The sequence below is a fragment of the Sphingomonas sp. LC-1 genome (genome assembly GCF_025371035.1).
Taxonomy (GTDB): domain Bacteria; phylum Pseudomonadota; class Alphaproteobacteria; order Sphingomonadales; family Sphingomonadaceae; genus Sphingomonas; species Sphingomonas sanguinis_E.
The window spans coordinates 13,269-35,376 of record NZ_JANZXB010000018.1 but is presented as its reverse complement, the minus strand read 5'-3'; the positions used below and the strand labels follow the sequence as shown (position 1 = coordinate 35,376).

Genomic DNA, 22,108 nt, shown 5'->3' with positions numbered 1-22,108 from the left:
CATGATCTCAACCTCACGCAGCTTGCCGATGATCTCCTCGGGCTTGTGCTTCTTGGCAGGCATTCGTTGTCCCTTCTTTGATCCAGACTGTCATAGTCCATGGACCACTCAGAAGGGGGCAGCTCAGTTCGAGCACACCGATCCGCCGGGTCCCGCCCGCGTCCGTGCCCTCGATCACGTCATAATTGCGCCGCGTCAGCAGGATGTCGGGATAAGCGGCGTGGGCCGCCGCGTCGAAGATCGCCGCGCAGCGGATCGCCTGCGCGAGGTGATCGGGCAGTTCGAGCGCCGCAAGGTCGGCGAAGCCGCCGCGTACGACGTGGAGATCGGTGCCGCCGTAGACCTCGCGCTCCTTGTGGTCGGTGGTGAGCGTCTGCGTGCCCCAATAGCTGATGCACTGGTGGCCGAGTTCGACCGTGCCGACGTTGTAGGTGACGACATCGGTCAGATTTTCTTCCAGCACGATACCGTGTTCGGCGAGGTCCGCCGCATCCTCACGGGCGAGCGCGGCGTCCAGCTGCTGCGCGGTGCGGACGACCTGTTGACCCAGACCCGCCTTGCCGCACACGTCCTTGATGCGCACTGCGCCCCTGGTGAGCAACAGGCGACCGGCCCTGGCCGCGTCGGTATGGGTGAAGGCGGTATAGCCGGGCAGCGCGGCGTCTCCCCGCAGCCGGCTCATCGCGAAGGACCAGCCGGCAGGGCACGCCGCCCTCTCGTCGATCAAGCCGTGGGAAATCGCCTTGGTGGCGACGAACGGCGCAGGAACGACGCCGCCCAACAGGTCGTGGCGATCGACGATGCCGGCGGCGATGGCAATGCGGGCGTCCAGGGCGTCGCTGGGCACCAGCAACGCGGTCGCGAGCGACGCCTGCCCGGCATCCATGGGATCGAGCAGGGGTTGGTCGAGCACGGCCGCGATCCGGGCGAGCAGCGTCGCGCGCGATGCGCGATCATGGACGTTGCCGGCCGGGTGCGCATGATCGACCAGCGCGGCGACACCGCGGGTTCGCCATGGCATCAGACCGGGAACGCAGGGCGAAGCTGTCGCCACGTCGTGAAGCTCGGGAGCGCTGGGCATGCCGTTCACCTTGCCAGAGGAATAGCCTCAACGGGCCATCGCCGCACCAGTTCACGCGGCGATCAACGAATTACGGTGGTGACCTTCGTTGCCGACGGATCGACGGTGAGCGCCGGTGCTTCGCGCCCGATCCGCGCGAGCATGCGGTAGCGATGGATGGACGCCGGCACGATGTCGTTGAGAAGCAGCGCGGCGCGTGCTGGCGCCAGGGCGGGGTCGAGGATGGCGGCGTGCAGCGCCTCCCGCAACGCGGCGATGACCGCGGGCGGCGTCGTGCGGGCGGTGACGAAGGGCAGGTTGGGCGCGCGGGGTGTCCTGGCCAGGTCGCGCAGGCCGCGTAGCGCGGTCGGATCGTCGCGAGCGATCACCGCGGCGGTCACGGCATAGATCGCGGCGATATCCGCGCGACCGCTAGCGACCGCGTCGATGCTGGCACGGTGTGATCCGGTGACGATCGTCGGGCCGAAGAAATCTTGCGGTGCCCCAATCTGCGCTACGGCAGCCCGCAGCAGGTTTACGCCGGTGTTGGAAAGCGGGGCGTTGATCGCCACGCGACGCCCAGCGAACGCGGCCAAGCTGCTCGCCGGATCCTCGGTGCGTACGAGGATGCGACTGTAATGGCGCCCCGGAGGGCAGTCGGGCAACGCATAGATCGGCACGGCGATCACCCGCAGCGCGAGGTCCGGATCGGCGACGAGCGGATAGCCGCAGCATTGTGCGAACAGCAGGTCCGGGTCGTGCCAGATCGCCTCGACCGAACGGGCCCGGTCTAGGGCGTCTGGTGCGACGATACCGCGTCCGTGCAGATGTCGGGCGATTGCCGACCATAAAGCGTCATTGGCGGCGCGCTGACCTGGGTGGTCGTACATGCCCAGTGAGGCGACGGGCGTGCTCGTCATCGGTCCTGTCGGCCCGGATGGACCAAGGCGTCGTGCGGCGTCAGCGCGAAGCGACGGACGATCTCGCCATAGCTGCGATGGACGCGCCGCGCCTGCGCGGACAGGCGCGCATGGTGACGCCGCTGGTGTTCCGGCAGGCGATACCACGCAAGGTCGGGGCGATCGTGATGCGCGGTGTGCAGATGGTTGTTGAGATACAACAGGCCGAGCGGCCCGGCCCGCTCGACCATCGCGGCGCGGCTGGGGCCGGGCAGGTCGGCGCGATGCTCTGCAAAGGAGCGCAGCAGCGTCAGCGACAGGCCGGGATACACCACCAGCAGAAGATAGCGCAGCGTGCCGAACCCCGTCCATTCGAGCCACGCGACGATCGGGATGACCAGCGCGAGGTGCGGCAGCCAGTCGCGGGCGACCCGGCCGGGCTGGCGGAACAGTCGGCGGCCCTCGTCGGCGGCGAGCGCAAGCACGGCCAGGAGCGGGCCGATCAACAATCGACCGAGCAGTGTCGCCTGCACCCGCGCCGCGACATGGCGGACACCGCGCCCACTCGCGACATAGCGCGATTCCGGATCGTCGAGCGGATCGGTGATATGCGGGCTGCGGTGATGCGCGACGTGGCTGTCGCGATAGAGGCTATAGGGCAGCCAGAGCGACAGCGGCACCGCGCCGATCGCCGCGTTCGCCGCGTTCGCCGCGCGCCAGCGCGTCGGGTGGCCGTGGATCGTCTCATGCTGCAGCGAGCCGTGCCACGCGACGAGCCAGCCGCCGGCGACGACGATGACGGGTGCCGGAAGCGCCGCATGCCACCAGGTCAACGCCAGCCAGCCGCCGTAGATCAGCGCGGCGACCACCATGGTCGGCCATTCGAGTGGAGGGCGGCCGTCGCCGGGCCTCTGGCCTGAGGGCTTGCGTATCATGGCGGACCTCCTTTAACGAAGATCATCCACCAAATTAGTCGGAATTGAAGGCTAGGAAACGTCGTCTGCGTGATAGCTGATCTTGTCGGTCGCCAGCCCGGTCATCATCCGTCTAGTTGACCGGCGATGGCTCGTCTGCGTCCTCCGTCTCGCGTTCGGTGAGGAGCGCGGTCAAGGCGACGTCGGCGGTGACATTGGCCGCGGTGGCGAACATGTCAGGGATCGTGTCGACCGCGAGGAACAGCGGCAACAGCTCGATCGGGTCGCCGACGGCCAGCGCGACGGGGGCGTAGGCGGCGAAGAAGCTGATCTGGTTCGGCAGCCCTGCGATCACGGCGTGTCGATAACGTGCGTTCCCATCAGCCGGTCTCCGGCGTCGGCCAGCCGACGCTTCGAGGGCGTTTCGTCGTCCTCGATGTCGAACAGCGTCACGGGTCTGAGAGGGGCGATGAGCTTGGGTCGGTCAGGACAGAGGCGTCAGGAGATAAATCGATCGTCGTTTTCGGCAGCGGGTCTCGGAGCGGGTTAGCAAGGTCGGGGAGTGAAAACCGGCGGTGAAGTTGGAGCTTGATAGCGCCCAATCATTTCTATCAAATCCTACCAAATGCATAGGATATGCTCGAGAGGCGAGCACCAATAGGTTCCGCCCGATCGGCAAGGGGGTTGATGGATGAAGATCATCGTAGCGGGGCTGCTGGCCAGCGTGTCACCCATCGCGGCCGCAGCCGCACAGGATGCGGGCTCCCAAGCGGCTATCGAACAGGCAGAGCCAGGCAATGAGATCGTAGTCACCGGAACGCGCGCGGGCGAACGTACCGTGACAACCTCGCCGGTGCCGATCGACCTCTTGCGCGGCGACGACCTGCGCGCCTCGGGCTATCAGGAGACGAGCGAGGTCCTGCGCCAGCTGGCGCCGTCCTTCTCCTTCGCCAATCCGACGACGCCGGACGGCAACACCCATATCCACTCTGCCTCGCTGCGGGGGCTGTCGCCCGACGAGACGCTGGTGCTGGTGAACGGCAAGCGGCTGCACGGTGCGGCCTGGGTGAACACAGGCGGTACGATCGGCAAGGGTGCGACGCCGACCGACCTCAACCAGATCCCGGCCGCGGGTATCGGTCGTATCGAGATCCTGCGCGACGGCGCCTCGGCGCAATATGGGTCGGACGCGATCGCTGGCGTCATCAACATCCTGTTGCGGACGGATACGACGCTGCATGCCACGGCGAGCGCAGGTACGACCTATGACAACGGTGGCGACACCTATGAGGTTTCGATGGGTGGCGGGCTGAAGCTGGGCGAGGACGGCTTCGTCAACGTCACCGGCTATTATCGCGATCATCAGGCGGCCAACCGTGCCGAGCCGGACACGCGGCAATTCTATTTCGGCATTTCGCCGACGGGCACGCCGCAGCCGCTGTCGTCGCGTTATGGGGCGGGGATCGGGCTCAATCCGCCGGGCGGCGTCGCGGGAACGCGGCTCGACCCGCGCGAGGCCAGCGTGGATCGCAACGTCTGGCGCTTCGCCGATCAGGGCGACCTCAAGGACGGATCCGTCCTGGTCAATCTCAGCAAGCCGCTCGGCAGCGTCGAACTCTATGGCTTTGGCGGCTATCGCTTGAGCAAGGCGAAGAGCAACGCCTCCTTCCGCCGCCCGGGGCAGGACGAGAATGTCCGTGCGATCTACCCGAACGGCTTCCTGCCTTTCGTCGATACCGAAAGTACAGACTATACCGGCGCGCTCGGCCTGCGCGGCGATCTGGCCGGTTGGAAGTGGGACCTGTCCAGCGTCTATGGCGGCAACCGCATCGCATATCGGACACGGAACACGCTCAACGCCACGCTGGGCACCGCCAGCCCCACGCGCTTCTACAACGGCCGCTATGGGAATTCGCAGTGGACGACCGACCTGACGCTGTCGGACAGTGTCGAGGCGGGGCTGGCCGCGCCGATCGACGTCGCGATCGGTGCCGAATATCGCCGTGACGGCTACAAGATCGGCGCTGGCGAACTGGCCAGCTATCAATATGGGCCCGCACGCGTACTCGACGGCCCCAATGCCGGCGCGATCCCGACGATCGGGTCGCAGGGTTTCACGGGTATTCAGCCGAGCGATGTGATCGATGTCCACCGCGACGCAATCAGCGCCTTTGCGGAAGCCGGACTGGAACCCGTGCGCGGCTGGACGGTCGATCTCGCCGGACGCTATGAGCATTATTCCGATTTCGGCGACACTTGGAACGGTCAGGCGTCGACGCGCTTCGCCCTGCCGGCGGGTTTTGCGCTGCGCGGGTCCATCGGCACCGGCTTCCACGCGCCCAGCCTTGCCCAGCAATATTTCAGTTCCACCAGTAGCCGGACGATCGTCAACAACACGACGGGCTTTCCAGAATTCGTGCTTGTCCGCACCGCGCCGGTTGGCTCGGCCCTTGCCAAGGCCCTCGGCGCGCAAGATCTGAAACCCGAGACGTCGACCAACTTCGGCGGTGGCCTGACATACGCAGGTGGCCGTCTGACGGCGTCGGTCGACTATTATCACATCGATATCGACGACCGGATCATGCTGTCGTCCAACTATGTCGATGCGTCCGGCAGCCGCCGTCTGCGCGACTATCTCGCCGGCATCGGTATTCCGGGCGTCACCAGCGTCCGCTACTTCACCAACGCAGTCGATACGCGGACGCAGGGTGTCGATGTGACCGCCGCCTATGCGACCACGCTGGGCGGCTGGGGCGATCTGAAGCTGACGGCGGCATACAACTACAACCAGACACGACTGCGCCGTGTCGCGGCGACGCCCCCGCAAATTACGACGCTCGGTATCACCACGCCGCTGTTCGACGTCGTTGAAAGGACGCGCGTCGAGCGCGGTCAGCCGCTCGACAAGGTGGCGCTAGGGGCCACCTTCCGGACCGGTCCCATCACCTTCGATGCGCGCGCCACCCGCTATGGCCGGGTCGAACAGGTGGCGCTGACCAACCAGACCCCCGCGGCGGTCGCGCTGATCGCGCAAGGCGCGACGCCCTATCGTACGCTGCCGACCGAGTCCGGGACGCGGGGCAATGTCGATGTGATCCAGCAACTGGAGCCGAAGTGGGTAACCGATTTCAGCTTCACCGGGCAGGTCAACCGCAACCTGGCGGTGACGGTGGGCGCCAACAATCTGTTCAACGTCTATCCGACCGAGAACATCCGGTCGACCGCAGCGCTGACCGGCGCCGATACGTTCGGCGTCTTTCCGTACAGCGAATTCTCACCCTTCGGGTTCAGCGGTGCCTTTTATTATGTTCGCGCCGGAGTGAGCTTTTGATGGCGGCGCTGCTCAACCGGCGCGAGTGGATCGCGATGGGTGCGGCGGTGGCGGCGACACCGGCGATCGGGACTGGTCATGCCGCACGGACCCGGCTGTCACTCAACGAGAATGCTTGGGGGCCGTCGCCAAACGTCGCGCCCGCCATCCGTGCGGCGGCGGTTGGCGTGGAGCGCTATGTCGAGCAGGACGAGGTGGACGCGCTCGCCCGGCAGATCGCCCGCCTCGAAGGCGTCGCGCCCGAGCAGGTCGTGATCGGCGAAGTGCTCGAAGCACTGGGGCTGTTCCTGGCGCGCAGGCGGGCAGGGGGCGGCGAGATCGTCTTCTCGGCGCCCGGCTATACGGCGCTGGTCGATGCCGCGGCCCCGCTGGGTGGGCGGGGCAGGCCGGTACCGCTTGATGCGCGGTTGGAGAACGACCTGCCGGCATTGTCGCGCGCGGTCGGCGGGGACACATTGGCCGTGTCGCTGGTGAACCCCCACAATCCTTCCGGCACAGTGAGCGAGGCGGGAGCGTGGCACAGCTTTCTCGCTGATGTGTCCGGCCGGACGCTGGCTGTGGTGGACGAGGCGTATCTCGAATATGACGACCTCGCCGAGCTGTCGGCGATCCGGCATGTGCGGGCGGGGCGCAATGTGCTCGTCTTCCGTACCCTCGCCAAGATCTATGGGCTGGCGGGGCTGTCGATCGGTTACGCCATCGCGCAGGCTCCGCTGGCGACTGCCTTGCGTCAGGCGGGGATCGGCGCGCCGCATTCCCTGTCCCGCCCTGCGCTTGCGGCCGCCAGCGCGGCGCTGGCGGACCAGGGCCATGTCGCCATGGTGCGAGACCGGACGGCGGGGGAGCGGCGGCGGCTTCACACGGCGCTCGACGCGCTGTCGCTCCGCCACACCGATGCGCGCGGGAACTTCGTCTTCTTCCGCACGCCGGCAGCAGGCCGCCTTCGCGCTGCGGCCGCCACCGCAGGCATCGAGATTGCCAAGCGGTTCCCCCCGCTTGATGACTGGGTACGCGTGACGGTCGGACGACCGGCGGAGAACGACCGCTTTCTTGCCGTGCTGCGGCAGGTGGCCGGATGACCGGTGCGCCAAATCTGGCGGCAGTAGCCGACGGACTGGGGGCCGCGCGCGACGACTGGCGTGCCCGGCACCGCAACGGCGCCGACCAGGGCGTCGAAGGCTTCCCGTCGCGGCGACGGATCGAGGGCATCCTCGCCGACCTGAAGGGTGCGCTCTTTCCGCTGCGGCTGGGCCCGGATACCGTACGTCCAGACAATGAGCGTGCATATGTCATGGAGACGCTCGGTCGTGCGCTGCCTCAGCTGGGCGCCGAGGTGCGTCTGGAACTGGCGTATCGTGACGAGGCGGCGGCAGGCGATGTGAATGCACGCGCTGCCAGTATAGTTGCCGCATTCGGGAACGACTTGCCGAACATCCGCCGGCTTCTCGACGGTGACGTCGAGGCGGCTTTCGCTGGGGACCCGGCGGCGGGCAGCGTGGATGAGGTGTTGCTCTGCTACCCCGGCGTGCGGGCGATGATCCATCACCGTATCGCCCACCGGCTATACCGGCTCGGTGTCCCGCTCGTCGCGCGCATCATTGCCGAGCTGGCGCATTCGGCCACGGGCATCGACATCCATCCCGGCGCCGCGATCGGGGAGCGCTTCTTCATCGACCACGGCACCGGGGTCGTCATCGGTGAAACGGCCGTGATCGGCAGCCACGTGCGCCTGTATCAGGCGGTGACGCTGGGCGCGCGCAGCTTCCCGGCTCAGGAGGACGGCTCGCTGGTCAAGGGCCTGCCGCGTCACCCGATCGTGGAAGACCATGTGGTGATTTACGCCGGCGCCACGGTGCTGGGCCGGGTCACGATCGGTGCGGGGGCGGTGATCGGCGGCAGCGTGTGGCTGACCGAAAGCGTGCCGCCTGGCGCTGTCATCCATCAGGCTTTCGCGGAGCGCGAGACGGTGGGGAGTGCCGTACCGATTGGCCATGTCACCGAAGCCGCGCGCGTCGTCGAGAACCGTGGGGAGACAGCATGAATCAGTATCGGCCACACACTTTTGTCCAACCAGCAACCACCGCTCGACCGGTGCGATGCCTGATCATACCTGGGCTTAACGGCTCAGGCCCGGATCATTGGCAGACACGTTGGCAGCAATGTCGGGACGATTGCGTTTGCGTCCCTCTGGGCGATTGGGAATCGCCCACCCGCGCTGGCTGGGTGACCGCGATCGCGGATGCGGTGACGGCGGCCGAAACTCCGATCGTGCTCGTCGGGCATAGTCTCGGCTGTCTGGCCATCGTCTGGTGGGCAGCACACGCACGGCCAGCAGAGCGAACGAAGGTCCTGGGTGCGATGCTGGTCGCGCCGCCCGATGTGGGGCAGCAGGGCTGCGACCTGCGCCTGCTCCGCTTTGCGCCATTACCGGCCGGTCCGCTGCCATTCCCCGCGCTCGTCGTGGCCAGCGCTGACGATCGTTACGCGAGCCTGACGCGGTCGCGTCAACTGGCTCAGGATTTGGGGGCGGGCTTCGCCGATATCGGTCGAGCGGGCCATATCAACGCGCAGTCCGGCCTGGGTGAGTGGCCAGAGGGACAGGCGCTGCTTGCATCGCTGTTGGAACGATAGGTAATTCGCGGTGTCGACGAGGACGGCCCAATCGGCTGGTTTGCGCTAGCCCCAAACGCCATGCTGCTGCATCAGCGGGACGCGGCCTCTATCCATTTCCCGAGCCGTTCGACGGCTTCATCCAGCACGTTGTCGGCTTTGGCAAAGCACAGCCGCAGCAAACCGGAAGGCGCCGACGGGCTCATGTAGAAGGGCGAGAGTGGGATCGCGGCGACACCGGCTTCCGCAATCAGCCGATCCGACAACTCCGTGTCGCTATCGGCAAAGCCCGAAGCGGCCAGATCGATCGTGACGAAATACGTGCCTTCGCTCGGCAGTGACTCGAACCCCGCAGCGCAGAGCTGAGTCACCAGCCGCTCCCGTGACCGCTCGAGCGATGCGCGTGCGTCCGCGAAGAAGGCATCGGAATAGCCCAGGCCCTCGGCAACCGCCCATTGCAGGTTGGGCGGCGTCGAAAAGGTGAGGAACTGGTGCGCCCGGCCGATCGGTCCGAACACATGCGGCGCGGCTGCGACGAAACCGACCTTCCAGCCGGTCACGCCGAAAATCTTGCCGGCGGAGCCGATCTTCACCGTGCGAGTCGCCATGCCCGGCATGCCGATGAGGGGTGTGTGCTGCCGGCCGTCGAACACGACATGCTCCCACACCTCGTCGCAGATCGCGATGAGATCGTGCGCGACGCATTGCCGCGCGACCGCCTGCAACTCATCGCGCGAGAAGACCCGGGCGGCGGGATTATTGGGGTTGTTGAGGAGAACCGCCCGCGTTCGTGGACCGATGGCGGCCGCCAGATCGTCCTCGACGATGCGCCACGCCGGCGGACGGAGCGTTACCGGCCGCAGGATCCCACCCGCCCGTTCGATCAACGGACGATAGGCGTCGTACATCGGCTCGAACACCACCACCTCGTCGCCGGGAGAAACGATCGCGAGGAGCGCCGCAGCGATGGCCTCGGTCGCGCCGGAGGTGACGATCACGTCGTCGGGGGAGAGGTCGAGCGACTGGAAGCGCCGGTAATGTTCCGCCACCGCGCCTCGGAGTGCGGGCAAACCCAGTGACGGCGGATATTGATTAGGCCCGGTCAGCACGGCCCTTGCCGCCGCCTCCAACAGGTCCGGTGGGCCAATCGTATCGGGGAACCCCTGGCCCAGGTTGATCGCTCCGCATGCGCGCGCACGGCGCGAGGTCTCTTCGAAGATCGTGGTGACCGCGTTGGCGTAGACTGGGTTCATCGAGACCTTCATGCCCGGCTTATTGCCGGGTCGGTAGCTCCCAGCCGCCGCAGCCGGGTGCCAGTTTGGTCGTCCCAACGAGGCCCGCCCACCATCGGAAACCGAAACTTTCCGGCGCGCAAGAATTGCCCGCTTATATTCCCATCAGTTCGGTGGATGATAAGCCTTCTAAGGAGATCGATGATGTCGCTCAAGCTCGGAGATATCGTTCCCAACTTTACCCAGGCATCGACCAAGGGGCCGCTCAACCTCTATGAATGGGCAGGCGATCGCTGGGTCGTACTGTTCTCGCATCCCAAGGATTTCACGCCGGTCTGCACCACCGAACTGGGCGCGGTCGCGGCACTCGTGCCGGAGTTCGCCCGACGCAACGTGGCGGTGCTCGGCCTGTCCGTCGACACGCTCGACAGCCACCAGCGCTGGGCGTCCGACATCGCCGAAACCCAGGGACACGCGCTTAACTTTCCGCTGATCGCGGACGACGACCGCCAGGTCGCGACACTGCTCGATCTCATTCATCCTGCCGCATCTGACACCGCAACGGTGCGCACCGTCCTGGTTATCGATCCCGCGCGCAAGCTGCGCCTTTCGCTCACCTATCCGGCGTCCACTGGGCGCAATTTCGCCGAAATCCTGCGCACCATCGACAGCCTGCAACTGACCGACTCACACAAGGTGGCGACACCGGCGAACTGGCAGCAGGGCGACGATGTCATCATTGTGCCGTCGGTCGACAATGAAGCGGCCAGATCGCTGTTTCCGAACGGCTGGACCGAGGTGAAGCCCTATCTGCGTACGGTCAGGCAACCCGCATGAGCGATGTGCTGCGCAGCGTGAATGAGGTCGACGGGGTACATGTCGATCCCGACCGGACCATCGATTTTCCCCGGCAAATCGATCTTGTCATCGACGGGTTACGCACCGCCCGCGAGGATTGGCGTACGGCGCATCCTGCACACGCGGAACACGGCGCCCAATTCCCCTCGCGCCAGGCGCTCAAGCGCATCACGCGCGAACTCGGCACCGCGCTCTTCCCGTTGCGGCTTGGCCCGGCAGAGATCACCGTCTCCAACGAGAATGCCTTCGTTGCCGCCTCGCTCGAGCCCTTGCTGGCGCAGCTGCAGGCACAGATCGATATAGAATTGCGCTATGCCGCGCCGGAGACGGCGGACGGCGGAGCCATCGCCGCAACATCGGAGAGACTGATCGGCAGCGTCGCCGCCAACCTTCCCGCGCTGCGCCGGTTGCTCGATCGCGATGTCGAGGCCGCCTATGCCAGCGATCCCGCGGCCCGCAGCGTGGACGAAGTGCTGGCTGCCTATCCGTCGCTAACCGCCGTCATCCACCATCGGCTGGCGCATCTGCTGTATCGGCTCGGGGTGCCGCTGGTGGCCCGTATCATTGCCGAGCTGGCGCACGATCAGACCGGGATCGACATCCATCCCGCGGCCCGGATCGGCCAGGGCTTCTTCATCGATCATGGCACCGGCGTCGTGATCGGCGAAACGGCCGTGCTGGGCGACCGAGTGCGGCTATACCAAGGCGTGACACTCGGCGGCGACCCCGATCTGTTCGACGCTCCGCCGGGTACGCCCCGCCACCCGATCGTGGGCGATGACGTCGTGATCTTCGCCAATGCCGGCATCGTCGGCCGCGTGACCATCGGCGCCCGATCGCGGATCGGCGGCAACGTGTGGCTGCGAAACGACGTGCCATCCGACACGCTGGTTGAGGCGCCCAAACCGATCTTCAGTCCGTTCGGCAACTGCCAGGGCGGGTGATTTGTACGGCGGGTCTAAACGCCTGATGCGGTCACGGTAAGCGGCTAACCACGCCGAGGCCACGACACTATGCTGCCTCCTCCACCTTACGCATCTCGACGACGCGGTGTTCGCGGGCGCTGATTTCCGCGGCGACACCCATCGCCACCGCGCGGAAGCCGTCCAGCGCGGACACCTGGACGGAGCCGACGCCACGCACCGCGTCGGCAAAGGCGAGATGCTGGTAATAGGTCGCGCCTTCATGGCTGCCGGCGGCATGGGCGGCCGGGTCGATCGCGCCACGGGTGCGCTCGACGCGCTTCTCCCCGTAGAAGCCGACACGTGGGCTGTAGATCAGTTCGCCGGGCGGGATCAGGACGTCGAGGCGGGCGGCGTCCCCATCAGCTGACAACGCGATCTACTGCATCGCAGCATAGATTTTCTTTTTATCCTCCAAAACGGTAGGAATTTAAACACGCCCCAAACCAGAAAAATGGGGGCCCCATGATATTTCGACCAAGCCTGACCGCAGCGATGCTGCTCGCGAGCGGCTCCGCTTACGCCCAAGCGGCGCAGACCGAATCTACCCAGCCGGTCGCATCGGAAGACACACAGGAAAATGGCGACATCGTCGTCACAGGCATTCGCAAGAGCCTTGCCGACGCGCTTAAGGCCAAGCGCGATTCTGACCAAGTGATCGATGCGATTTCGGCTGAGGATGTCGGCAAGTTCCCCGACAAAAATGTCGCCGAGGCGCTGCAGCGCGTGACCGGCGTCCAGCTCACGCGCGGCGGCGGTGAAGGCCAGAGCATCACCATTCGCGGCGCGGACGCCTCGCTCAATCGTGTTGAGATCAACGGCCAGACCGCACTCTCCACCAGCATCGCGGCAGCGTCCGGCAATGGCAGCAACCGCCAGGTCGATTTCCGCGACATGCCTGCCGAGTTCGTCTCGCGACTGGAAGTGGTCAAGTCGGCGACTGCGGACATGACCGAGGGCGGTCTGGGCGGTACGGTTCGCGTGATCACGCGTCGTCCGTTCGATTCCAAGGACGGCTATCTCGCCGGTTCGGCGCAGGGCATCTACAATGAGCTGGCCGACAAGGTGGACCCCAAGTTTGCGCTGATCGGCAGCAGGCTTTTCGCGCATGACACAATCGGCGTGCTGCTGTCGGGCACCTATGAACAGCGCACCGTACGTTACGATCAGGCACGCACCACCGGCTGGCGCCAGGTGGAGGCGATCCAGCCTGCGACACCGACCGCCCAGAATTGCATCACCGGGCGTAACCAGGCGCGCTGCGTCGATCTCGACCGCAGTGGCTTTGGCGATTTTTATCCCGATATCCCGCGTTACATCACGGCGACGGAACCGACCCAGCGCTATGCGCTGAACGGCATCGTCGAATGGCGCCCGAACGATGCGTTCAAGGCCTATGTCGAAGGCACGTTCACCAAGAGCAACACGACCTCGAACAACCAGTATCTCCAGCTTAGCACCACCCAGGCGCTAGCCAATGGTGGTATCGATCCGGGCAGCGTCACGATCGTCGACGAGACCGCCCAGAAAGTGACCTTCGTCAACGGCTTCGTTTCTCCCGGCGGGCTCAGCGTCAATTATCGCAGTGTGATCGGCGGACTGTACCGCAACACGATCAACAGCATTGCCGGGGCCGAATGGCAGGTCGGCAAGGTCAAGCTCTCGGCACGCGGCACCTATGCCAAGTCGAAGGTGTTCAACGACGAACTGGACGTGACGGCAACCGTGAACGGCCGCGACGTGCTGCCCTGGATCACGATCGACTATAGCAATCCGCAGCAGGGCCCGAACATCATCCTGCCGATCGATCCCACCAGCACGGCAGGCGTAAAAACATTGTCGACTGAAGTGCGTCCACGCACGAACCGCCAGAAAGAGATCGGCGGTAAGTTCGATGCCGAATATCGTCCCGACGACAATGGCCTGCTGACTGCGGTCAAGGTCGGCATCGAGCGACGCGACCTGATCTCGAGCAGCGAGTTCTTCAACTCGGTCTACACGCTGAACGGCGTGACCGGGCAAGTGACGCGCACCCAGTCGGGCGTTAGCGGCACGCAGATCGTTAGCACCTCGACACCCGCCGCGATCCGTCAGCAGATCCAGGACCTCCTCGGCCAGCATGGCGCGCTGACCGACGGCAATTTCTTTAAGACCGGCAATCTGGGTTTCTCGGGCATCGACCAGTGGCTGAGCCTGGACCAGCCACTGGCTGATGCGATCGGCGTGCCCAATGCATATGGTTCCAATTCGCCGCTCGATACCTACCGGGTGAAGGAAGAGAATACCGCCGGCTATCTGCAGACCGCACTTCATGCCGATATCGGCATCGACCTGCGCGGCGTGATCGGCGCACGCCTCGTGCATACTCGCACCGTTTCGAGCGGCAGCCAGAGCAAGGGCGGGGTAATTACGCCCGTTCGCTACACCGGCGAATATACCGTGTTGTTGCCTTCGGCGAATTTGCGCGCGGAGATCATCCCCAACAAGCTGGTGCTGCGCGCCACGGCGACCGATGTGCTGGCTCGTCCGGCACCCTCGCAGCAGGCGCCCAATGTCCGCCTCGATCCGATCGGCTTTACCGGATCGCGCGGCAATCCCGACCTCAAGCCGTACCGTGCCTGGCAATATGACCTGGGTGCCGAATATTATCTCAACCAGACCGACTATGTTTCGGTCACCGGTTTCCGCAAGGACATCAAGTCTTTCATCGACACCGCGCGGCAGGATGAGACGATCGACGGCGTAACCTATACGATCAGCCTGCCGGTCAACGGCACTCAGCATGTGACGATCCAGGGCATCGAAGCGGGGGGCCAGTTCACTTTCCGCTTCCTGCCGGGCTTGCTGCGCAATCTCGGGGCGAGCGCCAACTACACCTATATGAAAGACAGCGGCTATGAAGGCCGCGACTATTTCACCGGCGCCGCGCTGTCCTTCCCCGGTGTCTCACGCAACAGCTACAATGCCTCGGTTTTCTATGACGATGGCCGTTTCTCGATACGCGGATCGTATAACTGGCGCGGCCGCTATCTAATCGCCGCGGTCGATCGCGGCAACAACCCGGCCTTTGGCGAGGCATTCGGCCAGGTCGATGCGTCGGCCAGCTACAACGTCAATGACAATGTCTCGTTGTTCCTCGAAGGCGTGAATATCGGCGACGCCACGCGGATCGAGAATGCCAACAGCATCTATCGCCGCAATGTCATAGAGACCTATGGCCGCCGTCTCTATTTCGGCGTGCGGGCCAAACTGTGATCGGCATCTCGCTGGATCGCCGGGGCGTGCTTGCGGGCATGGCGGGAGCACTGGTTGCGCTCCCCGCCGAAGCGAAGCGCAGACCGTTGTACCGCGACGATTTCCGCGCAGGGCTCGGGCAATGGGGGGTCGAAGCCGAAGAGCCGGCGCAAGTAACGGCGACAGACGGGGTGCTCGATATCGTCGCCCCAGCAGGGCTGACCTTGTGGTTCCGGCCAGTGCTGTCGGGTGCGGTCGCAGTCGAATATGACGTACAGGCGGTGCAAGCCGGCGGGCCGCACGATCGGGTAAGCGACGTCAATTGCTTCTGGATGGCACGCGACCCGGCAGCGGTTGACGGCGACGTGCTTGCCCGGCCCCGCCCCGGTCGGTTTGAGGATTATGACGGCCTCGAAACCTATTATGCCAGCATCGGGGGCAATGCGAACACCACCACCCGGTTCCGGCGCTATGTCGGGCGTGCCGGGGATCGCCCGCTACTGTCTGAAAATGATCGCCGTGCGCCTCTGCTCGTGCCCAATGCCTGGCAAAGGCTACGGGTGCGCGCGCAGGGCGAGGCGATCCGCTTGGACCGCAACGGGGTGTCGCTATTCGAATACCATGATCCCGCACCCTATACCCGCGGCCGCTTCGCGCTGCGCACTACCGCCAGCCATTTGCGCGTGCGCAACTTTGCCGTCCATTTGCTCTGACCTACCGGAAACCCTTTATGCCCACTTCCCGCCGCGATGTGCTCCGCATCGCCTTGCTCGCTGGGGGTGCCACGATGCTACCCAGTCAGTCGCTTGCCCGCGCCGACAGTGCTTCACTGGCGAATGACGCGCAATGGATCGACGGCGATGCGCCGGTCTGGGAAGCTGGCCAGTCCTTCGGCCTGGCGTGGCCGCGTGGCGCATTGCGCAGGATCGAATTGCTCGGCGCGCGGCGCGAGGATGGCAGCGCGATACCCGTGCAAAGCTGGCCGCTCGCTTATTGGCCGGACGGATCGATCAAATGGAGCAGCCACGCGATTGCAGCCAATGCGCTTGATCGGGGCAGATGCGTGCGATTGGAAGTGGGGCGCAATCCGGCGCCCGACATGCCCTTGCGCGTTACCGAGGCGGACGATGCCATCGTCGTGCAGGTCGGCGAGACGCGCTGGCGCATCCCCCGCACCGGCTCCGCACTTGTGTCGGCTGCGGATCGCGGTGGCAAGACCGTGCTGCGCAACGTCCACCTCGTCGCACGACGCCAGGATGTCGCCTCGAGCGAAGAAGCCGCGCGCGTCACCACGAGCAGTTTCACCAGCCGCATCGAGCGCGTGAGCGTTGAGCAGCGTGGCCCGATACGCGCGGTCATCAAGATCGAAGGCATGCATGCGGATGAGACACGGCAATGGCTGCCTTTTAGCGTACGGCTCTATTTCACCGCTGGTAGCGACGCGGTGCGGTTAATCCATAGCTTTATCTGGGACGGCGACAGCGATCATGATTTCCTAAGCGGTCTGGGCGTGCGCGCGCACGTGCCGCTGGCAGCGGCGCTCCATGACCGGCATGTCCGGTTCGCGACCGATCGCGGCATCTGGGCCGAAGCGGTGCGCCCGCTGACCGGACTGCGACGCGACACGGGCGAGGCCTTCCGCGCTGCGCAGATCGCCAGGCGCGAGACACCGTCGCTCGACACGATGGCGTCCAAGGTTCGCGACCTGCTCGAGCATATTCCGGCCTGGGGCGATTTCCGCCTCACCCAGCCCAATGCAGACGGCTTTTCGATCGTCAAGCGTACCCGGCTGGGACGCGCGCCGATCCAGTCGTTCGAAGGCGATCGCGCGCGCGGTTTTGCCTATGTAGGCACCCCGCAGGGGGGAGCTGCGATCGGGCTCGCGTATTTCTGGCAGCGCCATCCCGCCCAGCTCGACATTGACGATGCCGCCGGTGACGAAGCAGGATTGACAGCTTGGCTCTGGTCGCCCGACGCGCCCGCCATGGACGTACGTTCCTATCGCGACGTGCTTGGGATGGAGGAATACAAGACTCAGAATCTCGGCCTCGACATTACATATGAGGATTATGAACCGGGCTGGGATTCCGCTAAGGGCATCGCGCGCACCAGCGAGCTATGGCTTTGGGCCCTGCCGGCGACACCGGACGAGGCACAGCTTGAGGCAATGGCTGTGTTCGTCGCCAGACCTGCGCGCTTGCTCGCGCGTCCTGAGCAACTGCATCGCGCTGGCGTACTCGGCGACTGGTCGCTGCCCGATCGCGGGACACCGCTTGCGGCGCGGATCGAGGACCAGAACGACCTGCTGCTCGCCCATTATCGCGACGAGATCGAGCGTCGTCGCTGGTACGGCTTTTGGAACCATGGCGATGTCATGCATGCCTATGACACCGACCGGCATCAATGGCGGTATGATATCGGCGGCTATGCCTGGGACAATTCGGAGCTCTCGACCGATCTCTGGCTCTGGTACAGCTATCTACGCACCGGCCGCGCCGACCTGTTCCGCATGGCCGAAGCAATGACGCGCCATACCGGCGAAGTCGATGTCTATCATCTCGGCCCATGGGTCGGGCTGGGCACCCGGCACGGTGTCCAGCATTGGAGCGACAGCTCGAAGCAGCCGCGCGTCTCGAATGCCGCCTATCGCCGCATCTATTACTATCTGACCGGTGACGAGCGCGTGGGCGACTTGATGCGTGCGCTCGTGCGCTCGGATGCGACGCTGGCGCGCGTCAATATCGGCCGCAAGGTGGACGCGCGCGCTCCTGAGTCCCTGCCGCCAGGTGGCACGGCCGGCATTGTCGGCAAGAAGGATCTGCCCGAAGGGCAGTTCAACCTTGGCTTCGGCACCAGCTGGGCCTCGCTGGTCGCAGCTTGGTTTACCGAATGGGAACGCACCCGCGACACGCGTTGGCGGGACCGCATTTTGGCAGGCATGAACAGTATCGCAGCACTGCCGCGCCAATGGTGGGCGGGTGGCGCCAATTTTGAACTGGCCACCGGCCGCTTCGTGTCCGGCGGCGACACGATCAGCGTCAGCCACCTGAACGCCGTGTTCGGTGCGGTCGAGATCATGTCCGAGCTCCTGCCGCTGGTCCACGCACCGGCCTATAAAGCGGCCTGGATCGATTATTGCGCCTGGTATAATGCGCCTGCAGAAGCATGGCAGGCGCGATTCCACGAGGCGCCGCGCGGGCACAATCTAGTCCAGTCACATAGTCGCCTGACTGCCTATGCCGCGCGCCAGCGCAAGGACTCCGAGCTGAGCGCGCGCGCCTGGCGTGAACTCCTGGGAAGCGAGGTCTCGCTTGGGCTGAAGCGCAGCACCGTACGATCGCCTGCGCTGGGCGAGGACATTCCCGAAATCGAGGGACTGTCGACGAACGGTGCAGCCCAATGGGGGCTGGCAGCCATTCAGAACCTGGCACTTGTCGCGGACAGCGCGCCTACTGGGTGAAGGCGCGTCCCCCCTTTACCGAGGTGGGCCTGCCGTTGGCGTCCCTTCGGTTCCAAGCGACAGAGTACTTCAACGAGCGTCTGGTTCCAGCATGCCAGATATTAACCGTCGAAGTGGTGTGTCATACGACTGTGCTGGTCGACGTGGACGGCGGGGTTGCGGGGCGGGTCGGCTGGCTGGCGTCGTCACGGCTGAACAGTGCGATCGCGCATTCCTGACATGAATGAACGACCGGTTTCGGTCAGCGCCTAGTGATCGCTGAACGACCGCGATTGGGTCCGTCCTGACGGTAAGGCAGGGTGCCGCTTCCGCCCAGGAATCGACGCTTAGATCGCCCGGAGCCAACGTAACAATAATGTCATGCTTGGATGGGGAAACGTATATCATAGGTTGCGTTACCCACGCGGAGGTCTGGCGCTTGGTCAGTCCTGAACAGGGGTGTTCCCATGGATCAAACGGCATTTATGATCGGTTTCTCGGTCATGTCGCTCGCCTCTCTGGCGATATATGCGAAAGGGAGCAAAACCGCCCCCTCGCTCCACCATACTTTGCTGCATGCGGCCGTGCCGTTCATAGCGGCGACCGCCTATCTCGCCATGGCATTCGGAATTGGCACGCTAATCAAGGTCGATGGTTCGGCCACCTATCTCGCTCGATACCTCGACTGGACGTTCACGACGCCGATCCTGCTGTCGAGCTTAGTACTGCTGGCGTTTCACGAGCGTGGAAAGACAGGTGAGGTCGGAGGCTATCTCACCGCGATCATCGTCCTCGACGTTCTCATGATCGCCACCGGACTGATCTCGTCTCTGGCTGCGACGCCGTTGATCCGCTGGGTGTGGTTCCTCTGGTCCTGCGTCGCCTTTCTGGGTGTTCTTTATCTGCTTTGGGGACCGTTACGAAACATGGCGGTTGAGCGCGGCCATGCACTGGGTCAGGCCTACTCCAAGAACGTCGCGTTCCTGACTATCGTATGGTTCCTATATCCGATCGTCTTCCTAGTCGGGCCCGAGGGCATCAAGATCATCACCGATCCCACGTCGGTCTGGGCGATCCTGATCATGGATATCGTCGCGAAGGTAATCTACGCCTTTTATGCGGCGAGCAATCTGGAGGAGGCGCTTCACGCTCACGAACGTCGTTCGTGAACCGCGTCATCGCTCTGCTGGTCATGGGAGGGGCCTTAGTTACCCCCGCTCCCTTGCCGGTGCACCTGGCCTTTGCGATCCTTGGCATCGGCGTGGTGGGCATGGTTCATGGCGCGGGTGATCTGGCCGTCGTTGCGAAGCCGCGACGGCCAGCGTTTCTTGCAGCCTATGGATTGATATCGCTTGCCACCCTGTTCTGGTGGATCAGAGAGCCGGCGGTCGCGCTCCCCGCCTTTCTTGTTGCCTCCGCGATCCACTTCGGAGTTGAGGATGCGCCATGTGGCCCCTTAGCCGAACGTATTGCCCGCGGCGTCACGCTCGTCCTAGGGCCAGCGGCGCTTCATCACATAGGCTATGCCGAACTGTTGCGGCTGGCGGGCGGGTCTTCATCGTCGCTTACCGAGCTTACACCGCTGGCGGCAATTACTGGCGGCTTGAGCGGCGCCACGCTGCTGCTCCTGGCGTGCCATCGCCGCGATGCGCTTCTGGCGATGGGCGTTGGGGCGTTGTTGCTGTTTCCCCCATTGGTCGGCTTCACGATCGGCTTCCTGGTGCTTCACGCCCTACCGCAGACTCGTGATCGCCGCGATCGCCTCGGGTGCTCCAGCACAACCGCCTACATCAAGACGGTCGCACCAATCTTTGTTGCCGCAATAATACTCGCTGGGCTGGTGGCAGGGCTATTGCTGCATTTCGACCCGAGCGGAGTGCGCGGTCTTTTTGCAGGCATTGCCGCACTCGCCGTCCCCCATCTTCTAGTCACACCTTGGTTCGAGGAACGAATGGACTCTCCCGAACTACGCCATCGGATAAAGTCTTACCCATACTGCGCTTCCTCGAACTCGCTACTTTAAGATGCTCGAAGCCTTTTCGTTTCTCCGAGTCCACCAGCCCATATCGGCGAAGCGTATGCGGGGACGGGTTTTGGGGAAGCTGTTCACGATGGTGAACGGTCGCGCGGTAAGCACGGGCGGCATACCAATGAGAGGGCAGTAATGACGGACGCCGCAAACGTAATTGCCGTGGACCACGCCCGTGCCGAACTTGGTCAACGGCCCGAAGCCCGCCAGCGGTTCGATAAGCTGAACTACGCCTTGTCCCATGGGCACGGCATCCTTGCCGAAATGATCGATCCGGCGAGTGGTGCGTTCGTCGAAAACCTTCCCCAAGGCCTCAGCCATCTGGCGCACGTTATGGGCCCAGTCCGTTCTCGACGAGGCAGCAGCCTGCAACTGACTCTGATCCTATTCCAATGGAGACAAGCATGACTGACCGTCTGACTATGCAGGATCCTCGCTCGCAATATCCGCAGCCGCCTTTCCCGCGGCAGCCGCAGCCTGTCCCCGGTGAAGCGTCGAAGATGGATCCTGTGCCCGACCACGGCGAGACGAGCTATAAGGGTTCAGGCAAGCTTGCTGGGCGCAAGGCGCTCATCACCGGCGCGGACAGCGGCATCGGTCGCGCGGCGGCTATCGCGTTTGCACGCGAGGGTGCTGACGTCGCTCTGTCATACCTCGAGTCCGAGAAAAGTGACGCGGTCGAGGTGATCCAACTCATCGAAGCGGAGGGGCGCAAAGCCGTCGACCTGCCCGGCGACATCACCGACGAGGCCTGGTGCAAGACGCTCGTGAAGCAGGCGGTCGAGAAGCTTGGCGGTCTCGATATCCTCGTCATCAATGCGGGTCGGCAGCAGAACCGTGAGGACATCTCGAAGGTCACGTCGGAGGATTTCGACAAGACCATGAAGACCAACCTCTATGCCATGCACTGGATCGCGCAGGCGACCGTGCCGCATCTACCGGCAGGTGGGTCAGTCATCACCACCGCCTCGGTGCAGGCCTATGATCCGTCCGCCATCCTGCTCGATTATGCCACGACCAAAGCGGGGATCGTGGCCTACACCAAGGCGCTGGCCAAGCAGTTGCTGGAGAAGGGCATCCGCGCCAACGTCGTGGCTCCCGGCCCCTTCTGGACGCCGCTCCAGGCATCCGGCGGCCAGCCGCCCGAGGCTGTGATGAAGTTCGGGTCGGAAAGCCAGTATGGTCGGCCAGGTCAGCCTGTCGAGATCGCACCGGTCTATGTGCTCCTGGCAAGCCAGGAAGGCAGCTACATCAGCGGCGAAGTGTACGGCGTCACCGGTGGTGCTGGGGTCGCCTGACATCGAAGAGCCCCGATCGGTGTTAAACGGTCGGGGCTATCTACATCGAATATCTTTAGCCCCAAGAAACGAGGCTGCTTCCTTAACCTCCTCTGCGGCGCCCCAATCGCCCAGCAAGGCCAATGCTGCCGTAACGATCGACATGAACGGATGTCCGAAATCGGGAACCGGGTAGGGGGGCTTGAATGACCGATTGTGGGTCTTCACAGTTACTGGCGATCGACCACTACGCGCTCGATCTC

18 protein-coding genes and 1 pseudogene are annotated in these 22,108 nt (G+C 64.6%); 12 read left to right on the top strand and 7 right to left on the bottom strand.

Annotation, left to right across the window (positions count from 1 at the left end):
- Window positions 1–133: 133 nt before the first annotated feature.
- The 4 genes and pseudogenes from NZL82_RS18350 to NZL82_RS18335 form a co-directional block, all read right to left on the bottom strand.
- A pseudogene (locus NZL82_RS18350) lies at window positions 134–1,021 on the bottom strand (DUF3182 family protein); the annotation flags it as partial.
- A gap of 122 nt (window positions 1,022–1,143) precedes the next feature.
- Complete coding sequence (locus NZL82_RS18345; RefSeq protein ID WP_261271190.1) at window positions 1,144–1,980, bottom strand: phosphate/phosphite/phosphonate ABC transporter substrate-binding protein; 837 nt, start codon at window positions 1,978–1,980, stop codon at window positions 1,144–1,146.
- On the bottom strand, window positions 1,977–2,894 hold the full coding sequence (locus NZL82_RS18340; protein ID WP_261271189.1) for a fatty acid desaturase: 918 nt from the start codon (window positions 2,892–2,894) through the stop codon (window positions 1,977–1,979). The genes NZL82_RS18345 and NZL82_RS18340 overlap by 4 nt, the downstream gene beginning before the upstream one ends.
- A gap of 112 nt (window positions 2,895–3,006) precedes the next feature.
- Window positions 3,007–3,228, bottom strand: coding sequence for a dicarboxylate/amino acid:cation symporter (locus NZL82_RS18335; RefSeq protein ID WP_261271188.1), 222 nt, complete (start codon window positions 3,226–3,228; stop codon window positions 3,007–3,009).
- A 336-nt stretch (window positions 3,229–3,564) separates the two neighbouring features.
- Between NZL82_RS18335 and NZL82_RS18330 the strand changes: the two genes are divergently transcribed.
- From NZL82_RS18330 to NZL82_RS18315, 4 genes are read left to right on the top strand one after another with little or no spacing between them, the layout of a single operon-like run.
- A complete protein-coding gene (locus tag NZL82_RS18330) occupies window positions 3,565–6,204 on the top strand; it encodes a TonB-dependent siderophore receptor (RefSeq protein ID WP_261271187.1) in 2,640 nt (879 codons plus the stop codon).
- Window positions 6,204–7,283, top strand: coding sequence for a histidinol-phosphate transaminase (locus NZL82_RS18325; RefSeq protein ID WP_261271186.1), 1,080 nt, complete (start codon window positions 6,204–6,206; stop codon window positions 7,281–7,283). The genes NZL82_RS18330 and NZL82_RS18325 overlap by 1 nt, the downstream gene beginning before the upstream one ends.
- Window positions 7,280–8,245 (top strand): serine O-acetyltransferase EpsC, encoded by a 966-nt coding sequence (epsC, locus tag NZL82_RS18320; protein WP_261271185.1) that lies wholly within the window; start codon window positions 7,280–7,282, stop codon window positions 8,243–8,245. The genes NZL82_RS18325 and epsC (NZL82_RS18320) overlap by 4 nt, the downstream gene beginning before the upstream one ends.
- On the top strand, window positions 8,242–8,835 hold the full coding sequence (locus tag NZL82_RS18315; protein ID WP_261271184.1) for an alpha/beta hydrolase: 594 nt from the start codon (window positions 8,242–8,244) through the stop codon (window positions 8,833–8,835). Before epsC (NZL82_RS18320) ends, NZL82_RS18315 begins: the two co-directional genes overlap by 4 nt.
- Before the next feature lie 71 nt (window positions 8,836–8,906).
- On the opposite strand, the gene NZL82_RS18310 is transcribed toward NZL82_RS18315, so the two are convergent.
- Window positions 8,907–10,079: an aminotransferase gene (locus NZL82_RS18310; protein ID WP_261271183.1), complete on the bottom strand. Its 1,173-nt coding sequence runs from the start codon at window positions 10,077–10,079 to the stop codon at window positions 8,907–8,909.
- 171 nt (window positions 10,080–10,250) lie between these two features.
- On the opposite strand from NZL82_RS18310, the gene NZL82_RS18305 reads away from it, so the two are divergent.
- Together NZL82_RS18305 and epsC (NZL82_RS18300) are read left to right on the top strand one after the other, a co-directional pair.
- A complete protein-coding gene (locus NZL82_RS18305; RefSeq protein ID WP_261271182.1) occupies window positions 10,251–10,883 on the top strand; it encodes a peroxiredoxin in 633 nt (210 codons plus the stop codon).
- Window positions 10,880–11,848, top strand: coding sequence for a serine O-acetyltransferase EpsC (gene epsC, locus NZL82_RS18300; RefSeq protein WP_261271181.1), 969 nt, complete (start codon window positions 10,880–10,882; stop codon window positions 11,846–11,848). Before NZL82_RS18305 ends, epsC (NZL82_RS18300) begins: the two co-directional genes overlap by 4 nt.
- A gap of 67 nt (window positions 11,849–11,915) precedes the next feature.
- Here the strand turns inward: epsC (NZL82_RS18300) and NZL82_RS18295 are convergent, their stop codons facing one another.
- Complete coding sequence (locus tag NZL82_RS18295; protein WP_261271180.1) at window positions 11,916–12,239, bottom strand: hypothetical protein; 324 nt, start codon at window positions 12,237–12,239, stop codon at window positions 11,916–11,918.
- Between the two features lie 92 nt (window positions 12,240–12,331).
- On the opposite strand from NZL82_RS18295, the gene NZL82_RS18290 reads away from it, so the two are divergent.
- From NZL82_RS18290 to NZL82_RS18270, 5 genes are all read left to right on the top strand, one after another.
- Window positions 12,332–15,121 (top strand): TonB-dependent receptor, encoded by a 2,790-nt coding sequence (locus NZL82_RS18290; RefSeq protein ID WP_261271179.1) that lies wholly within the window; start codon window positions 12,332–12,334, stop codon window positions 15,119–15,121.
- Entirely contained in the window at window positions 15,118–15,813 is a 696-nt protein-coding gene (locus NZL82_RS18285) for a DUF6250 domain-containing protein (RefSeq protein ID WP_261271178.1), read from the top strand. The genes NZL82_RS18290 and NZL82_RS18285 overlap by 4 nt, the downstream gene beginning before the upstream one ends.
- A 17-nt stretch (window positions 15,814–15,830) precedes the next feature.
- On the top strand, window positions 15,831–18,560 hold the full coding sequence (locus tag NZL82_RS18280) for a Tat pathway signal sequence domain protein (RefSeq protein WP_261271177.1): 2,730 nt from the start codon (window positions 15,831–15,833) through the stop codon (window positions 18,558–18,560).
- Between the two features lie 446 nt (window positions 18,561–19,006).
- Window positions 19,007–19,708, top strand: coding sequence for a bacteriorhodopsin (locus NZL82_RS18275; RefSeq protein WP_261271176.1), 702 nt, complete (start codon window positions 19,007–19,009; stop codon window positions 19,706–19,708).
- A 59-nt stretch (window positions 19,709–19,767) separates the two neighbouring features.
- Window positions 19,768–20,562 (top strand): Brp/Blh family beta-carotene 15,15'-dioxygenase, encoded by a 795-nt coding sequence (locus NZL82_RS18270; RefSeq protein ID WP_261271175.1) that lies wholly within the window; start codon window positions 19,768–19,770, stop codon window positions 20,560–20,562.
- Here NZL82_RS18270 and NZL82_RS18265 read toward each other — a convergent pair.
- The gene (locus NZL82_RS18265; protein WP_261271174.1) at window positions 20,554–20,940 is read right to left on the bottom strand and encodes a hypothetical protein; all 387 of its coding nucleotides are present in this window, start codon (window positions 20,938–20,940) and stop codon (window positions 20,554–20,556) included. The genes NZL82_RS18270 and NZL82_RS18265 overlap by 9 nt on opposite strands.
- Before the next feature lie 32 nt (window positions 20,941–20,972).
- On the opposite strand from NZL82_RS18265, the gene NZL82_RS18260 reads away from it, so the two are divergent.
- A complete protein-coding gene (locus NZL82_RS18260) occupies window positions 20,973–21,866 on the top strand; it encodes an SDR family oxidoreductase (RefSeq protein ID WP_261271173.1) in 894 nt (297 codons plus the stop codon).
- Window positions 21,867–22,108: the final 242 nt, after the last annotated feature.

What these genes read in the sequence shown, in the direction of transcription:
- NZL82_RS18310 (WP_261271183.1), bottom strand. Translation starts at nt 10,079, where the DNA reads ATGAAGGTCTCGATGAACCCAGTCTACGCCAACGCGGTCACCACGATC.
- NZL82_RS18280 (WP_261271177.1), top strand. Translation starts at nt 15,831, where the DNA reads ATGCCCACTTCCCGCCGCGATGTGCTCCGCATCGCCTTGCTCGCTGGG.
- NZL82_RS18330 (WP_261271187.1), top strand. Translation starts at nt 3,565, where the DNA reads ATGAAGATCATCGTAGCGGGGCTGCTGGCCAGCGTGTCACCCATCGCG.
- NZL82_RS18345 (WP_261271190.1), bottom strand. Translation starts at nt 1,980, where the DNA reads ATGACGAGCACGCCCGTCGCCTCACTGGGCATGTACGACCACCCAGGT.
- NZL82_RS18260 (WP_261271173.1), top strand. Translation starts at nt 20,973, where the DNA reads ATGACTGACCGTCTGACTATGCAGGATCCTCGCTCGCAATATCCGCAG.
- NZL82_RS18340 (WP_261271189.1), bottom strand. Translation starts at nt 2,894, where the DNA reads ATGATACGCAAGCCCTCAGGCCAGAGGCCCGGCGACGGCCGCCCTCCA.
- NZL82_RS18275 (WP_261271176.1), top strand. Translation starts at nt 19,007, where the DNA reads ATGGATCAAACGGCATTTATGATCGGTTTCTCGGTCATGTCGCTCGCC.
- epsC (WP_261271185.1), top strand. Translation starts at nt 7,280, where the DNA reads ATGACCGGTGCGCCAAATCTGGCGGCAGTAGCCGACGGACTGGGGGCC.
- NZL82_RS18315 (WP_261271184.1), top strand. Translation starts at nt 8,242, where the DNA reads ATGAATCAGTATCGGCCACACACTTTTGTCCAACCAGCAACCACCGCT.
- NZL82_RS18325 (WP_261271186.1), top strand. Translation starts at nt 6,204, where the DNA reads ATGGCGGCGCTGCTCAACCGGCGCGAGTGGATCGCGATGGGTGCGGCG.
- NZL82_RS18290 (WP_261271179.1), top strand. Translation starts at nt 12,332, where the DNA reads ATGATATTTCGACCAAGCCTGACCGCAGCGATGCTGCTCGCGAGCGGC.
- epsC (WP_261271181.1), top strand. Translation starts at nt 10,880, where the DNA reads ATGAGCGATGTGCTGCGCAGCGTGAATGAGGTCGACGGGGTACATGTC.
- NZL82_RS18305 (WP_261271182.1), top strand. Translation starts at nt 10,251, where the DNA reads ATGTCGCTCAAGCTCGGAGATATCGTTCCCAACTTTACCCAGGCATCG.